Genomic DNA, 15,526 nt, shown 5'->3' with positions numbered 1-15,526 from the left:
TATTCTACTAAGGTTTGAAAGAAGGGGACTTCGTGAATAAAGAGACATTACAATTATTTCGTACGTTAACAGAATTACAAGGTGCGTCAGGTTTTGAACATGATGTACGCCGTTTTATGAAGCAAGAATTAAGTAAATATGCGGATGAAATTGTTCAAGATGGTTTAGGTAGCGTATTTGGTCTGAAAAAAGGGGACGAAACTGGACCACGCGTTCTTGTAGCAGGTCATATGGATGAAGTAGGCTTCATGGTTACGCAAATTACGAAAAATGGGATGCTTCGTTTTCAAACGTTAGGTGGCTGGTGGAGCCAAGTACTATTAGCTCAGCGTGTACAAGTTATGACGAAGAATGGTCCTGTTGTTGGGGTTGTTGGTTCAATTCCTCCGCATTTATTAAGTGATGCGCAACGTGCAAAACCAATGGATATAAAAAATATGTTAATTGATATAGGTGCAGATAGTTATGAAGATGCGATTGAAATTGGTGTAAAACCAGGACAGCAAATCGTGCCAATCTGCCCGTTTACGCCGATGGCAAATGAGAAGAAAATTATGGCGAAAGCTTGGGACAACCGTTACGGATGTGGCCTTGCAATCGAATTATTAAAAGAATTAAAAGATGAAACATTACCAAATACATTATACTCTGGTGCTACTGTACAAGAAGAAGTAGGCCTTCGCGGAGCACAAACTGCTGCAAATATGATCCAACCAGATATTTTCTATGCACTTGATGCAAGTCCAGCAAATGACGCATCTGGTGATAAGACGCAGTTCGGTCAATTAGGAAAAGGAGCTCTTCTTCGTATTTATGATCGCACGATGGTAACGCATAGAGGAATGCGTGAATTTATTTTAGATACAGCAGAAACTCATAATATTCCGTACCAATACTTTATTTCACAAGGTGGTACAGATGCGGGTCGTGTACATACAAGTAACTCCGGTATCCCATCAGCAGTAATTGGTGTTTGTGCCCGCTATATTCATACACATGCTTCGATTTTGCATGTTGATGATTATGCAGCTGCGAAGGAATTAATTACGAAGCTTGTGAGAGCGACGGATAAAACGACATTAGAGACGATTAAGAATAACGCATAGAAGAAAGGGCTAAAAGCTCTTTCTTTTTTTAGGTAGGAGAGATGACCCATCGATGTGAGGGAGCGGTTAGTGCTTAATTTGTGCTCGAGCGATGTATAAATCTCAGATATGAAGAGAGAGTAAGCCTGTTTTAATGTTAGGGGCCGGGAATGATTTTGAAAAAGTTCTTTCTTTTTTTGGGTTGAATAAATGACCCATCGATGAGTGGTAGCGGTCAGTGCCTAATAGGTGCTCGCGCCACGTATAAACCCTAGGTATGAAGAGAGAGTAAGCCTGTTTTTATGTTCGAGGCTCGAAGTTTTGAAGGCGTGAAAGTGAAAAGCTTGATTGTAGAAGGAATATGAGTGTGAATTTATATAGAGGTGATTGAGATGAAAGTGGTAGTTGGATCGAAGAATAAGACGAAGGTTGGGGCTGTGGAGAAGGTTTGGACAGATGTGACGGTTATGTCCCTTTCTGTTCCGTCAGGAGTATCAGCTCAGCCATTTTCAGATGAAGAAACGATGCAAGGGGCGATTAATAGAGCGAAGCGAGCGCTGCAGGAAGGTGAAGCTCATATCGGTATTGGACTCGAAGGTGGCGTTATGAAAACGGAGCATGGGTTATTTATGTGTAACTGGGGTGCCTTAGCGACGATTGACGGTAAAACATTTGTTGCGGGCGGGGCACGTATTAAGTTACCAGATGATTTTTTAGCATCTCTAGAAGAAGGAAAAGAGCTAAGTGAAGTGATGGAAGAGTTTGTGCAGCGAAAAGATATTCGTAGTCACGAAGGTGCCATCGGTATTTTTACAGATGATTATGTAGACCGAACGGAATTATTTGTACACGTTGTTAAGTTACTAGTTGGACAATATAAGTATGATGAAAAGCAAGCATAAACCTTGCACCGTGTGCGATGTATGGTAGTATAAAGAAAAGATTATAGTGTGAAAAAAGTGCACTCGTTAGAGGAGGAAATATAGATGAAATCATTAGAAAGCATGGAACAATTCCAAGAATTAAAAAATGAAGAGAATGTAGTCTTCATGTTCTCAGCAGAATGGTGCCCAGATTGCCGTTTCGTTGATCCATTTATGCCAGAAGTAGAAGAGAAGTATAGCGATTTCTCATTTTACTATGTAGATCGTGACGAGTTTATTGATCTATGCGTGAAATTAGACGTATTTGGCATTCCGAGCTTTGTAGCGTACAATAAAGGGGAAGAAACTGGACGCTATGTAAACAAAGACCGTAAAACACAAGAGCAAATCGAAGAGTTTATTGAAGGTTTAAAATAAGACAATTAGCCAATTGAATTGTAAAAACAACCTCTACCTTCGCGGGGGAGGTTATTTTTTTGGAAGGGAGGAAAAAGAGATGAAGATGACAAGTAAAAAGATGAAAGACGAGTTAATGAAGAAATTATCTCGACCAGAATGGGATTTTCATTATGATAGCGAGAAAGAAGTTCTTCGTATTGAACAAAAAAACTCGAAAAAAGGTATTAACGTATCACTTCCAGGAGTAGTGGCAAAATGGGAAGTGAACAAAGAAAAAGCGATTGAAGAGGTCGCTTATTACGTACAAGAAGCGCTAATTGCAATGCATAAAGAAGAAAATAGCACGGCAAAAATTTTACCTGTTATTCGCTCTACTTCTTTCCCAAAACAAGCAGAAGAAGGAAATCCGTTTATTATGACGGATCATACGGCGGAAACACGTATTTACTATGCGTTAGATTCTAATAAAACGTATCGACTCATTGATGAGCGTTTATTAAAAAAATTAGAACTTACAGAGCAACAAGTACGTGAAATGGCATTATTTAATGCTCGCTCATTAGGTTATGAATTTAAACAGGATACAGTAGCCGGTAATACATTCTACTTTTTAAACACAAATGATGGGTATGATGCGAGTCGTATTTTAAACGAATCGTTACTACAATCGATGCGTGAAAAAATCTCTGGTGATATGGTTGTTGCTGTTCCTCACCAAGATGTATTAATTATTGCTGATATCGTCAACGAAATCGGTTATGATATTATTGCACAAATGACAATGAAATTTTTTGCCGAAGGGCATGTTCCGATTACATCACTTTCATTCGTATATGAAGATGGAGACTTCGAACCAATCTTTATTTTAGCGAAGAATCGGAAGAAGACAGATGGAAAAGAGAAAGGATGAACGAAGTGAACGTTTTTTACAACCTTGAAGGAATTGGTGACACTTTAATTGTTACCTTACAAGATATTACTTTAGAAAACCGTACATTTGACCGCAAAGGAGATGTTGCTCGTGTTTATGACCGTGAAAGCAATGTAACAGCAGGCTTTAACATCTTTAATGCATCTTCTTATGTAGAAGTAACAGACAAAGGAAACGTTACATTAACGAAAGAATTTGTTGAAAAAATTAACGGAATTTTAGCGAAGAACGGCTTTGATGAGAAAGTAGAAGCAGATTTCACGCCGAAATTTGTTGTAGGTTATGTAGCTGAAAAAGAAAAGCATCCAAATGCTGATAAATTAAACATTTGTACAGTAGAAATTGGCACAGAAACATTACAAATCGTATGTGGTGCACCAAACGTTGATGCAGGACAAAAAGTTGTTGTTGCAAAAATCGGTGCTGTAATGCCAAGCGGTATGTTAATTAAACCTGCTGAGCTTCGTGGTGTTCCTTCTTCAGGAATGATTTGCTCTGCACGTGAGTTAGAGCTTCCAGACGCTCCACAAGAAAAAGGTATTCTTGTATTAGAAGATAGCTTTGAAGTTGGACAAGAATTTAAGTTTTAATTGATGTAATAAAAGAGAGGGTGTCCTTTTGGGATAGCCTCTCTTTTATTGTTTTTGTGAACTTTTGTCTGTAATTCGATATTCCTTGTCGAATCGTTGATATATTGTAAGTTACGATAGATATATTTGGAAAATTGTTAATATAATTTCAAGATGGTATAAGAGAAAGTAAGGATGTCACCTAGTCGGAAATTCGACTGATGGGACATCCTTATTTTATTTGTAACTTTTTTCTTAAAATCTATATTGTATTTTATGAACAATATAGTTAAAATTTAGGAAAAAAGAAGGGAATAGACGTATGAAACAACAACTAAAAGTAGCAGAACTTCTGAAACGAATTGAAACTTCAAAACAACAAGATATTGAATTGGGGTCTTATGAAGTATATGTATTTAGTGAAAATGAATTAGAAGAAGGACAAATTGGTTATCGGTATGATAAACATAAAAATTCATTAATAAGTAAAGAAAGTGGAAAATGGCAAGAAGGATGGATTGTTATTGGATATGAAACGGATATGGGAGATCCTATTTTCGTTAATGTTGATGAGGATACTTATCCAGTTTATACGGCAGAGCGCGGTACAGAAACGTGGCAACCTATTCATATCGGGAATATGGATGAGGTTATAAAAAATCTATAAGAAAATGCTTTGAGTCCGGTGCAAAGTGATAGGGGAGAAAAATGAAGTATATAAAAATAATGTGTGCTATTGCAGTCATTGGAATATATATGGGAGGTTGTTCACAAGAACAACTGCAAAAAGAAACAACATCTTCTGTACAAGAAAAAAGCAAAGATAACAAGGAAGACGCACCGGTAGAAAAGCAGCAGGAAGAAGAAAAGAAAGAAGAGCCACAATCTATTCAAACGAGTGAACAAGCAGAGCCTAGGCAGGAGGAAGTGCCGGCCCAAGAAAAGAAAGAAGAAGTCCTACCTACGCAGCAAACTGAGCACCCAGCACAAAATAATGAGAAAAAAGTAGAGAGTAATGAGAAACAAGGAAAGTTTCTCGTTGTAATTGATCCAGGGCATCAACAAAAAGCGAATTTAAATTTAGAACCGATTGGCCCAGGAGCAACTACGCAAAAATATAAAGTAACAGACGGAACGACAGGGATTGTAACGAAAAAGAGGGAATCAGTTCTTGTATTAGAAATGGCTTTTATATTGAAAGAAAAACTGGAAGCAAAAGGTATACAAGTATTGATGACGAGAACGTCACATGAGGTTGATATAAGTAATAAGGAACGAGCGACATTCGCGAATGATCATAAGGCGAATTTATTTTTACGTCTTCACGCGGATGGTTCTGAAAATCCAAATCAAAGTGGATTTGCTGTATTGACGCCAGCAGAAGGAAATCAATATACGAAAGAAATCTATGCCGAAAGTCTTCAAATCTCTCAAACAATTGTAAATAAAATGAGGGAAAATCATCAGGTGAAAGTAAATGGAATTAAATTTCGGGATGACCTTTCTGGATTTAATTGGTCGAAAGTGCCTGGAGTACTATTAGAACTCGGATTTATGTCAAACCCAGAAGAAGACAAAAAATTATCTGACCCACAGTATGTAAATTCTTTATTACAAAGCGTGACGGATAGTGTAGATGAATATCGAAAAAATAAAGCTTAAACTGCAGCCTTATATGAAAGGTTGCTTTTTTCTATATGCAAAACACTCGTAAATTAGAATATTATGGATAAATCTAATGTGCTTAATTTTACCTGCACTTTTTGCCGAATGCTGATACAATAAAGGATGTTACTATTTAGTAGAAAGAGTGGTAAGCATGTTAGATTGGATGAAAAAGCTGTTTAACAAAGAGGAAGAAAAAACAGCGATGAATAAAGAAGTACCGGAACAAATTGAAAGTCAGCCGAAAATTCCTCGTGTAAACCACTACACTGAAGCAAGAGAAGCACAAATGGCAAGTCGGAATGCAGGGAAATGCCGTTTTCCATTAATACCAGACAATGGCTTCGATGAGGAGGATGTAAGAGAATTACCCCGCTTTGAAGAACAATCTGTTCAAAGAGGAACATATGAAGAACAACCTACTCAAAGAGGAATAAAAGTGGAAAGAAGCAGACGACCATATGTGGAAAAAGCAGTCCCTACATATGAAGAACCGGAAGTGCAATATGAACAGGAACGAGAGCCTGTCGTAAAAAGAGCATCTGTACCGTCACAAGAAAGTAACCGTAGACCATTTCGTCCAACAGAAATGATTTCTCCGATTTATGGATACAATCGTCCTTCAGTAGAAACGAAGGTTGTACAGGAGGAAGAAGAGGAAAGAGAAGATCTTGAAATATCCGTTGAAGGAAAAGCTGTCGTTGACGCATGGTTAGAGAAAAAGGGATATACATTATCCGACTTTTCGAGGGTTCTACAAGGGAGTTCATCCGTTAAGAACGAAGTGAATGAACGAAGTAATAAAGTAGAAGAAAAATCGGTTGTGGATGCATGGTTAGAGAAAAACGGTTATGAAGTTGAACGTCAAGCCCCTTCATTAGAAGAAAGCCAGAGTGATGATCAGCTTCATAAAACAGTAGGACAGCATATGGAAAAAGAGGCTACAACGGTACAAGCCTTGAAGCAGGAGCAAGATGTAGTGGTGTTATCATCTACAGAAGATAACGAAGAAACTTTACAAGAAGAATCAGTAGGTTCTAAAGTAGAGCACGTGGATTCGATATTAACAGAAGAAAATGAATGTAATACAGAAATAGAAGAAACTGTTGTTGAAGTTGTAGCAAATCAAGTCGAAGAAGAGTTCTTAGAAGATGCAGTGATTGTAAAAGCAGATGAAAAGCTTGAAGAAACGATCATTGTAGAAATACCAGATGCTTCTGAAGCAGAATTGGCAGAATCTAAGGAAGAAGCAGCTGTGGAATTAGAGGAATCTAAAGAAGAAGTCCAGGCTGTGGAATTAGAAGAATCTGAGGAAGAAGCAGAAGCCGTGGAATTAGAGGAATCTAAGGAAGAAGCAGAAGCTGTGGAATTAGAGGAATCTAAGGAAGAAGCAGAAGTTGCGGAGTTAGAAGAATCTAAGGAAGAAGCAGAAGCTGTGGAATTAGAGGAATCTAAGGAAGAAGCAGAAGTTGTGGAATTAGAAGAATCTAAGGAAGAAGCAGAAGTTGCGGAGTTAGAAGAATCTAAGGAAGAAGCAGAAGTTGCGGAGTTAGAAGAATCTAAGGAAGAAGCAGAAGTTGCGGAGTTAGAGGAATCTAAGGAAGAAGCCCAAGCTGTGGAATTAGAGGAATCTAAGGAAGAAGCAGAAGTTGCGGAGTTAGAAGAATCTGAGGAAGAAGAACCAGTTACGGAATTCGTATTAGAGGAAACTTCTCAAGAAATAGCAATTGAAGAAACGATAAATAAAGAGTTGGTGGACAATACACCAGTTGCAGAGCAACCAGTAATTTCTCAGCAAGAAACAATTGAGTTCAAGGAAGAACGTGAAGTGCTCGTACCAGATTCAGAAGCGGATGAGCAAACAAAGAAAGATGTTCAAAGCTTTGCGAATGTTTTAATTGAAGAAGCTGAAGAAAAGAAACAAGTTGCTGAAGAACAGCCTGCTACACAAACAGAAGAGCCGAAGCGTGAGAAAAAGCGCCATGTCCCATTTAACGTTGTCATGCTAAAACAAGACAGAAAGAAGTTAATGGAAAGACATGCGGCAAGAACGAATGTAACGCAATCTACTTTCGGTGAACGAGTAGCGGAAAAACCAATGCAGCAAGTGGTAGTAGAAGCACAAGTGGAAGAAAAGCCAATGCAGCAAGTGGCGGTAGAAGCACAAGTGGAAGAAAAGCCAATGCAGCAAGTGGTAGTAGCTGAACAAGTAGCGGAAAAACCAATGCAGCAAGTGGCGGTAGAAGCACAAGTGGAAGAAAAGCTAGTGCAGCAAGTGGTAGTAGAAGCACAAGTGGAAGAAAAGCCAATGCAGCAAGTGGTAGTAGCTGAACAAGTGGAAGAAAAGCCAATGCAGCAAGTGGTAGTAGAAGCACAAGTGGAAGAAAAGCCAATGCAGCAAGTGGTAGTAGAAGCACAAGTGGAAGAAAAGCCAGTGCAGCAAGTAGTGATAGCTGAACAAGTACAAGAGCCAATTTCAAGTACGGAAGTACAAGAGAAAGCATATGTTGTAAATCAAAGAGAGAACGATATGCGCAACGTACTACAAACGCCACCGGAATATGAACTTCCGTCATTAACGTTGTTGTCGATTCCACAGCAGGCAGCGTTAGATAATACAGAGTGGCTAGAAGAACAGGAAGAATTATTAAATACGACATTTAATAATTTCCATGTTGGAGCACATGTTATTAATGTGTCACAAGGGCCGGCAGTAACTCGTTTTGAAGTACAACCAGACCCAGGTGTGAAAGTAAATAAAATTACAAATTTAAGTGATGATATTAAATTAAGTTTAGCTGCGAAAGATATTCGAATTGAAGCGCCAATTCCAGGGAAGAGTGCAATTGGAATTGAAGTTCCGAACAAGGAAAGTAAGCCAGTATTCCTTCGTGAAATTTTAAGGAGTCCTGTATTTACAAAGAGTGAATCACCGCTTACAGTTGCGCTTGGACTTGATATTTCAGGTGAGCCAATTGTAACGGATATTCGAAAAATGCCACATGGACTTATTGCAGGCGCAACTGGTTCTGGGAAAAGCGTGTGCATTAACGCAATTTTAACGAGTATTTTATATAAAGCGAAGCCGCATGAAGTGAAGTTGATACTAATTGATCCGAAGATGGTTGAGCTTGCACCATATAATTCTGTTCCACACCTTGTAGCACCTGTTATTACTGACGTAAAAGCAGCTACAGCTGCGTTAAAGTGGGCGGTTGAAGAGATGGAACGCCGTTATGAATTGTTTGCCCATGCTGGTGCTCGTGATTTGACTCGTTACAATACGATTGTAAGTGAGAGAGAAATTCCGGGTGAGACATTACCTTATATTGTTATCGTCATTGACGAGTTAGCGGACTTAATGATGGTTGCCCCTGGTGATGTTGAGGAAGCAATTTGTCGTATTGCACAAAAAGCTCGTGCTTGTGGAATTCATCTATTAGTTGCGACGCAGCGTCCATCTGTAGACGTTATTACAGGTTTAATTAAATCAAACATTCCAACGCGTATCGCATTTACAGTATCGTCTCAAGTTGATTCGCGTACGATTATCGATATTGGGGGCGCGGAGAAATTACTTGGCCGTGGTGATATGCTATTTTTAGGAAACGGCACGTCTAAACCAGTTCGTGTACAAGGCGTATACGTATCGGATGATGAGATTGAAAAAACAGTTGACCATGTGAAAAAGCAAATGAAGCCGAACTACTTATTTAAGCAAGAGGATTTATTAGCAAAGTCAGAGCAGAGTGAGTCTGAAGATGAACTATTTTTTGATGCATGTCAATTTGTTGTAGAGCAAGGGGGAGCGTCCACATCTTCTGTACAGAGAAAATTCCGTATCGGTTATAATCGCGCGGCACGTCTAATTGAAGAGATGGAATCGCAAGGGATTATTTCTGAAGCAAGAGGAACGAAACCGAGAGATGTCCTTATTTCCGAGGATGAATTTGCTGCTATGCAGGAAACGAATGTATAGTACGCGGTTTTGCTGTATACTAAGAGAAAATGTTGGATAGTAAAGTAGGGAGTAAAGCGACATGAAAGAAATTGAATTAAAATTAAAAGGTGAAATAAATCGACTAACAAATAAAACATTTAAATTTGATGAACGTGTTGGAGAAGGTTGGTTTTCTGCCGTTTACTTTTTAAAAACTAGAGAAATCATTGAAGAATTTCGCCCAAAAAGTGTTGTAACAATGCAGTTTTTCCAAAAAGAACATGCAGTTCTTTGCGGAACAGATGAGGTAATTGCATTGCTACAAACATTCGCCAAAAATCCTGAGGAATTAGAAATTCATTCTTTAAAGGATGGCGATAATATTAGTCCATTTGAAACGGTTTTAACAATTCATGGTCCTTATGAATACTTCGGCTTTTTAGAAGGTGTAATTGATGGGATTTTAGCTCGTCGTACATCAGTTGCGACAAACGTATATAACGTTGTCCAAGCTGCACGTAGCGTAGACAAAGAAAAACCGGTTATTTTCATGGGAGATCGTGATGATCATTATACGCAACAAGCTGGTGACGGTTATGCGGCATACATCGGAGGTATGAGCGCACAAGCGACGCATGCAATGAATGAATGGTGGGGCAGAAGTGGTATGGGGACGATGCCTCACGCATTAATTCAAATGTTTAATGGTGATGTTGTTGAAGCTGCAAAAGCATATCATAAAAAATTCCCAGAGGATGAATTAGTCGTACTAATTGATTACAACAATGATGTCATTACAGATGCACTTCGCGTAGCGCGTGAATTTGGATCAATATTAAAAGGTGTACGTGTCGATACGTCTCGTACAATGATTGATCAATACTTCATTCGTCACCCAGAAGTACTTGGAACATTTGATCCTCGTGGTGTAAATCCATCGCTTGTATTTGCACTACGTAAGGCTCTTGATGAGGAAGGGTTCCAACATGTAGATATCGTTGTAACTGGTGGATTTGATGAGAAGCGTATTCGTGAATTTGAAGCTCAAAATGTTCCTGTCGATATATACGGAGTAGGAAGCAGCTTATTAAAAATGAATATTGGTTTTACTGGTGATAACGTAGAATTAAATGGAAAACCAGAAGCAAAAGCTGGTCGTAAATACCGTCCAAACCCACGTCTAGAGCGTGTTCAATTAGAAACAAAAAAAGATATGTAAAAGCGAGAAAAACTGATAGGTGATTGACCCTATCAGTTTTTCTGTTATCATAGTATAGCGGCTTGTTTTTTGCTATAATAAATGTGTTATGGACATAAAAGAAGTACGTACGAGTTTATCCTGATAGGTGAAGGTAAAAAGAAATTCACTGCATCAGAAATGTATGATGATTACCAAAATAAGAAAAGATTCATATACTGTCTTATAGATAGGCCGTTGTATTAGTTCGAAATGTTGGAGGTTCTTTAAGATGACAGTTTACCATTTTGTAGGAATTAAAGGAACAGGAATGAGTTCATTAGCGCAAATTCTTCATGACATGAAACATACTGTTCAAGGGTCTGATTATGAAAAGCGTTTCTTTACACAAACAGCATTGGAAAAGCGTGGTATTTCCATCCTTCCTTTTGATAAAAATAATATTAAAGAAGGACAAGTGATTATCGCAGGAAATGCATTTCCTGATACGCATGAAGAAATCGTAGCAGCAAAAGAATTAAATATCCCAGTACACCGTTACCACCATTTTTTAGGTGACCTTATGAACAAATATACAAGTGTTGCTGTAACTGGTGCACATGGAAAAACATCAACAACTGGTTTGTTAGCCCATGTAATGCAAGGTGCACACCCAACATCATACCTTATTGGAGATGGAACTGGGCATGGGGTAGAAAATAGTAAGTATTTTGTATTTGAAGCTTGTGAGTATCGTCGTCATTTCTTGTCTTACTATCCAGACTATGCAATTATGACAAATATCGATTTCGATCATCCAGATTATTTTGCAGACATCAATGATGTATTTAGTGCATTCAAAGAGATGGCATTGCAAGTGAAAAAAGGTATTATTGCATGTGGTGATGATGAAGAACTTCAAAAAATTCAAGCAAAAGTACCTGTTATTTTCTATGGATTTGGAGAAGATAATGATTTCCAAGCACGTAACATCCAAAAGAGAACTGATGGTACTATATTCGATGTATTCGTTCGTAATACGTATTATGACACGTTCAAAATTACAGGATACGGCGATCACAGCGTATTAAATGCATTAGCAGTTATCGCGCTTTGCCATTATGAAAACGTTGATGTAGAAGCAGTAAAACATCAATTAACAACTTTTGAAGGTGTAAAACGTCGCTTTAATGAAAAGCCGATGGGAGAGCAAGTTATCATTGATGACTATGCACACCATCCGACAGAAATTAATGCAACGATTGAAGCAGCTCGTCAAAAACATCCAGAGCGTGAAGTTGTCGCTGTATTCCAGCCACATACATTCTCACGTACAGAGAAATTCTTAGATGAGTTCGCAGAAAGCCTAAGCAAAGCTGACCAAGTATACTTATGTGATATTTTCGGCTCAGCACGTGAAAACAAAGGTGAATTAACAATTGAAGATCTGCAAAAACGTATCGATGGTGCAGAGCTAATTACAGATACAACAACAGAGGTATTAAAGAAACATAAAAACGGCGTTCTTATTTTCATGGGCGCAGGTGACATCCAAAAATTCGAAGCAGCTTACGTAAAAGAAGTTCAAGTTGCAGAGAAGTAAGAAAAAAGACGCATAGCTGAGCTGTGCGTCTTTTTTTGTTGTGTTCGATTTTTATCCCGCTATTTGCGAGCAGTAAGACTCCCACCTCAAAATTCGGCTGTAAAGCAAAGGAGTTAGGTGGGAGTCGGGCTGCCCGTAAAAGCCCGATTGGTGTGGGCTAATAATCAGTGGGGGATGAACAAAACCCCCACTGATTAAAGTTTCACTTTATGTATTGACCTAGAGTCAACTCTAGGTTGTAAGATGAAAATGTAAAAACAAGGGGGAGAGAATATGTATAAAATCAGTGAAGTAGCAGAGTTAACGGGGATGGGTATTCACACTTTGCGCTATTATGAGAAATTAGGTTTATTACCACCACCAACGCGAAATAGTGGTATTCGGCAGTATACAGAAGGTGATGTGCGGCTATTAAAATTTTTATATTCATTAAAGCAAACTGGAATGTCATTAGAAGAGATGGCTGAGTTTGCTAGTGATGGATGCATTATAGAGGAAATCAAACAGCGGAAAGAGGAAGTACCTACGAAAGTGAAAAAGAGAATTTCAATTTTAACAACTCACTTAGAGCGGTTAAAAGAACAACAGGAGCAATTGCAAAAAGTAGTTCAGTTAACAGAGGAGAAATTAGAAATTTATTACGGTTTTCTAGAGGGAAAAGACTCGGAGGCCGACAATGAAGAATAAAGTATATGCTCAGTTATTAGGATTTTCCATATTTACTGGTGGGACCTTTAATGCTTCGAAATATGCGGTGCAATATTTCGAAGCGATTCATATAGCGGCATGGCGTTTTGGGATTGCTGCACTTGTGATGTTATGTCTTTTAAAAATACGAAAAGATTTTAAAGTGGAAGTATGGAGGCAGAATAGGGTTTATTACCTTTTGCTTGGTATAGTTGGTGTATTCGGTTTTAACTTCTTTTTCTTTTTAGGAATGAAACATACAGAAGCTATTAATGGAGCGCTTATTATGGCGACAAATCCACTTGTTACGACATTATTAGGAAGTGTAATTTTACGAGAGAAAATAGTGAAGCACCAAGCGATTGGAATGTTACTTGCACTACTTGGTGTTGTTTTTGTCCTTACACAAGGTTCGTTTGCAATACTACAAAATTTATCGTTTTCAAAAGGTGATTTATATATTTTATTAGGGAATATTTGCTGGGCACTATACGGCGTATTAAGTAGAAGATTTATTAAGACGGGTAGCCCAATACAAACGACGACATATACGATGACTACTGGGGCACTTGCTTTTATTATGATATCTTTCACGCAAAAGAGTGTAGTACCAGTGTTAGAAATTCCTCTATTAGCTTGGATATCTATCATCTTTATGGCAATTGGAATGAGTGTGCTTGGTTACTTATGGTGGAATAATGGAATCGCTCAAATTGGTGCAGCGAGAACATCTTTATTTTTTAATTTAGTGCCTGTTGTTACTATGATTATTTCTTTTGTAGAAGGAATAAATATAACAGCCGCACAATGTATAGGGATAATATTAGTTATTACGGGAGTACTATATTCTTCTGGCTTTATTAAGATAAGATCGAAAGAAAGTGTGAATATTTAACATTTTCTATCTAGAAATGTTAGAATAATAAGAAAACTAAAAAAGGGGCTAAAAAATATGTTCACACTCCGAGTAGATAATGAAATCGAACTTCAACTATTAGAAAAACATCATAAAGAGGAACTATATGAATTAATAGATCAAAATCGTAATCATTTAAGAAGGTGGCTTCCGTGGGTAGATGGGACGAAATCTGCTGATGCGTATGATGATATTTTTCCGATGTGGTTAAAGAAATTTGCAGAGGGCGATGGGTTTGAAGCTGGTATACGTTATAAAGGAAAGCTTGTTGGGATGGTGGGAATTCATCCGGTGAGCTGGGGGAAGAAAGCGACGAGTCTTGGATATTATCTTGCAGAAGATACTGGGGGAAAAGGTGTTATGACGCGTAGTGTGAAGGCTGTGCTTCATTATGCATTTGAAAATTTGAAACTGAATAAAATTGAAATCCGGTGCGGTGTTGAAAATACGAAAAGCCGTGCAATTCCAGAACGTTTAGGTTTTAAGTTAGATGGTATTTTAAGAGATGAAGAATGGCTATATGATCATTTTCAGGATATTGCTGTGTATAGTTTACTAGCTTCGGAATGGAAGGAGATTCGATGAACGAGAAAATTTTCATTATGCCATATGAAAGTAAGTTTCAAGATGAAGTAGTAGATCTCATTGTTCATATTCAGCGAAAAGAATACAATGTCCCAATTACGAAAGAAGAGCAGCCTGACTTACTAGAAATAGAAACGTTCTATCAAAGGGATCAAGGAAACTTTTGGGTGGCAACTTATGATGGGAAAGTAGTTGGAACGATAGCTTTATTAGATATTGGGAATCATCAAGTAGCGCTAAGGAAAATGTTTGTGAAGAAAGAGTTCCGCGGAAAAGAATGGGGCGCATCACATATGCTGCTTCAAACAGCAATTTCATGGGCTGAGAATAAAAAGTTGAAAGATATTTATTTAGGAACGACAGTGAAATTTTTAGCGGCGCATCGCTTTTATGAAAAGAATGGTTTCCAAAATATGAATATAGAAGAGTTGCCAAAAAGTTTTCCTGTGCTAGAAGTAGATAAGAAGTTTTATAGGTACATCGTTTAAAAAGGTCATTCAGAAATGGCCTTTTTTATAAAGAATGGGAAATATAGTATAATTTAGGTTAGGTGATGTAGGTATGAACTTTCCGATTCAAAGAAGTAAGTCATCGTTGATTTTCGTTAGTCTCACGTTAGCTTCTATGTTTGTGTATCCAATTGTCATGTTTTTCATAAATAAAGAGCAGTGGATGTCAGCGTTGATTGGGATGGGTGTATGCTTTATTGTAAATGTACCACTCGTTTGGGAGGTGTTTATTAAAAAACATAAAGTAGAAAATGGTGTATTAAAGTACGGTATTTTAAATGATGACATTGTATTAAAAGATATGAGAATTATCCGTCAGGTCGGAAAGTCTCTTGAAATTACGACGAATACATATAAAGTACATATGATTGCGATGCCACAAGATATGACACAGTTTTTATTGCTTGTTGAAAAAGAGAATCCAAATGTGAAAATAGATATGTTTGGGAAGAAATAACAAATAAGAAAATGAGTTTTAAAGTGCCAGAAGATGTGGCTAAAGATTTATCCCGCATTAACGGGCAGTAAGACTCCCACCTCAAAATTCGGCTGGAGCAAAGAAGTTAGGTGGGAGAT

Annotated in this window: 15 protein-coding genes; all 15 read left to right on the top strand. The window is 37.9% G+C overall.

The features are described from left to right. Window positions 1-32: 32 nt before the first annotated feature. The 15 genes from ACTFQM_RS18325 to ACTFQM_RS18255 all read left to right on the top strand — a co-directional run bounded on the left by ACTFQM_RS18325 (window position 33) and on the right by ACTFQM_RS18255 (window position 15,407). Window positions 33-1,106, top strand: a complete 1,074-nt coding sequence (locus ACTFQM_RS18325; RefSeq protein WP_048528744.1) for a M42 family metallopeptidase — start codon at window positions 33-35, stop codon at window positions 1,104-1,106. A gap of 371 nt (window positions 1,107-1,477) precedes the next feature. After that, window positions 1,478-1,987: a DUF84 family protein gene (locus tag ACTFQM_RS18320; protein ID WP_002173824.1), complete on the top strand. Its 510-nt coding sequence runs from the start codon at window positions 1,478-1,480 to the stop codon at window positions 1,985-1,987. 84 nt (window positions 1,988-2,071) lie between these two features. After that, on the top strand, window positions 2,072-2,386 hold the full coding sequence (locus ACTFQM_RS18315) for a thioredoxin family protein (protein WP_000838192.1): 315 nt from the start codon (window positions 2,072-2,074) through the stop codon (window positions 2,384-2,386). Window positions 2,387-2,465: 79 nt separating this feature from the next. Then, on the top strand, window positions 2,466-3,278 hold the full coding sequence (locus ACTFQM_RS18310) for a DUF1444 domain-containing protein (protein ID WP_440035523.1): 813 nt from the start codon (window positions 2,466-2,468) through the stop codon (window positions 3,276-3,278). Further along, entirely contained in the window at window positions 3,275-3,889 is a 615-nt protein-coding gene (ytpR, locus tag ACTFQM_RS18305; RefSeq protein WP_440035521.1) for a YtpR family tRNA-binding protein, read from the top strand. Before ACTFQM_RS18310 ends, ytpR begins: the two co-directional genes overlap by 4 nt. Window positions 3,890-4,190: 301 nt before the next feature. Further along, window positions 4,191-4,535: a thiamine transporter gene (locus ACTFQM_RS18300; protein WP_242273219.1), complete on the top strand. Its 345-nt coding sequence runs from the start codon at window positions 4,191-4,193 to the stop codon at window positions 4,533-4,535. 41 nt (window positions 4,536-4,576) lie between these two features. Next, window positions 4,577-5,530, top strand: a complete 954-nt coding sequence (locus ACTFQM_RS18295; protein ID WP_400559013.1) for an N-acetylmuramoyl-L-alanine amidase — start codon at window positions 4,577-4,579, stop codon at window positions 5,528-5,530. Between the two features lie 157 nt (window positions 5,531-5,687). Beyond that, window positions 5,688-9,512 carry a DNA translocase FtsK gene (locus tag ACTFQM_RS18290; protein WP_440035516.1) on the top strand — a complete coding sequence of 1,275 codons (3,825 nt, stop codon included), beginning with the start codon at window positions 5,688-5,690 and terminating at the stop codon, window positions 9,510-9,512. Between the two features lie 61 nt (window positions 9,513-9,573). Further along, the gene (locus ACTFQM_RS18285) at window positions 9,574-10,692 is read left to right on the top strand and encodes a nicotinate phosphoribosyltransferase (RefSeq protein ID WP_440035514.1); all 1,119 of its coding nucleotides are present in this window, start codon (window positions 9,574-9,576) and stop codon (window positions 10,690-10,692) included. Between the two features lie 250 nt (window positions 10,693-10,942). Then, the gene (gene murC / locus ACTFQM_RS18280; RefSeq protein WP_048372078.1) at window positions 10,943-12,253 is read left to right on the top strand and encodes a UDP-N-acetylmuramate--L-alanine ligase; all 1,311 of its coding nucleotides are present in this window, start codon (window positions 10,943-10,945) and stop codon (window positions 12,251-12,253) included. A 273-nt stretch (window positions 12,254-12,526) separates the two neighbouring features. Then, window positions 12,527-12,940 carry a MerR family transcriptional regulator gene (locus ACTFQM_RS18275; protein ID WP_002173814.1) on the top strand — a complete coding sequence of 138 codons (414 nt, stop codon included), beginning with the start codon at window positions 12,527-12,529 and terminating at the stop codon, window positions 12,938-12,940. Continuing rightward, the gene (locus ACTFQM_RS18270) at window positions 12,930-13,835 is read left to right on the top strand and encodes a DMT family transporter (RefSeq protein ID WP_440035510.1); all 906 of its coding nucleotides are present in this window, start codon (window positions 12,930-12,932) and stop codon (window positions 13,833-13,835) included. The genes ACTFQM_RS18275 and ACTFQM_RS18270 overlap by 11 nt, the downstream gene beginning before the upstream one ends. A 57-nt stretch (window positions 13,836-13,892) precedes the next feature. After that, on the top strand, window positions 13,893-14,441 hold the full coding sequence (locus ACTFQM_RS18265) for a GNAT family N-acetyltransferase (RefSeq protein WP_440035507.1): 549 nt from the start codon (window positions 13,893-13,895) through the stop codon (window positions 14,439-14,441). Next, complete coding sequence (locus tag ACTFQM_RS18260; protein WP_440035505.1) at window positions 14,438-14,929, top strand: GNAT family N-acetyltransferase; 492 nt, start codon at window positions 14,438-14,440, stop codon at window positions 14,927-14,929. Before ACTFQM_RS18265 ends, ACTFQM_RS18260 begins: the two co-directional genes overlap by 4 nt. 73 nt (window positions 14,930-15,002) lie before the next feature. Further along, the gene (locus tag ACTFQM_RS18255; protein WP_048372086.1) at window positions 15,003-15,407 is read left to right on the top strand and encodes a PH domain-containing protein; all 405 of its coding nucleotides are present in this window, start codon (window positions 15,003-15,005) and stop codon (window positions 15,405-15,407) included. Window positions 15,408-15,526: the final 119 nt, after the last annotated feature.

Source organism: Bacillus cereus group sp. MYBK30-2, assembly GCF_051915945.1.
In the GTDB taxonomy this organism is placed as follows: Bacteria; Bacillota; Bacilli; order Bacillales; family Bacillaceae_G; genus Bacillus_A; species Bacillus_A paramycoides.
The sequence above is the reverse complement of the archived record's forward strand: the minus strand, read 5'-3'. Positions and strand labels throughout refer to the sequence as shown.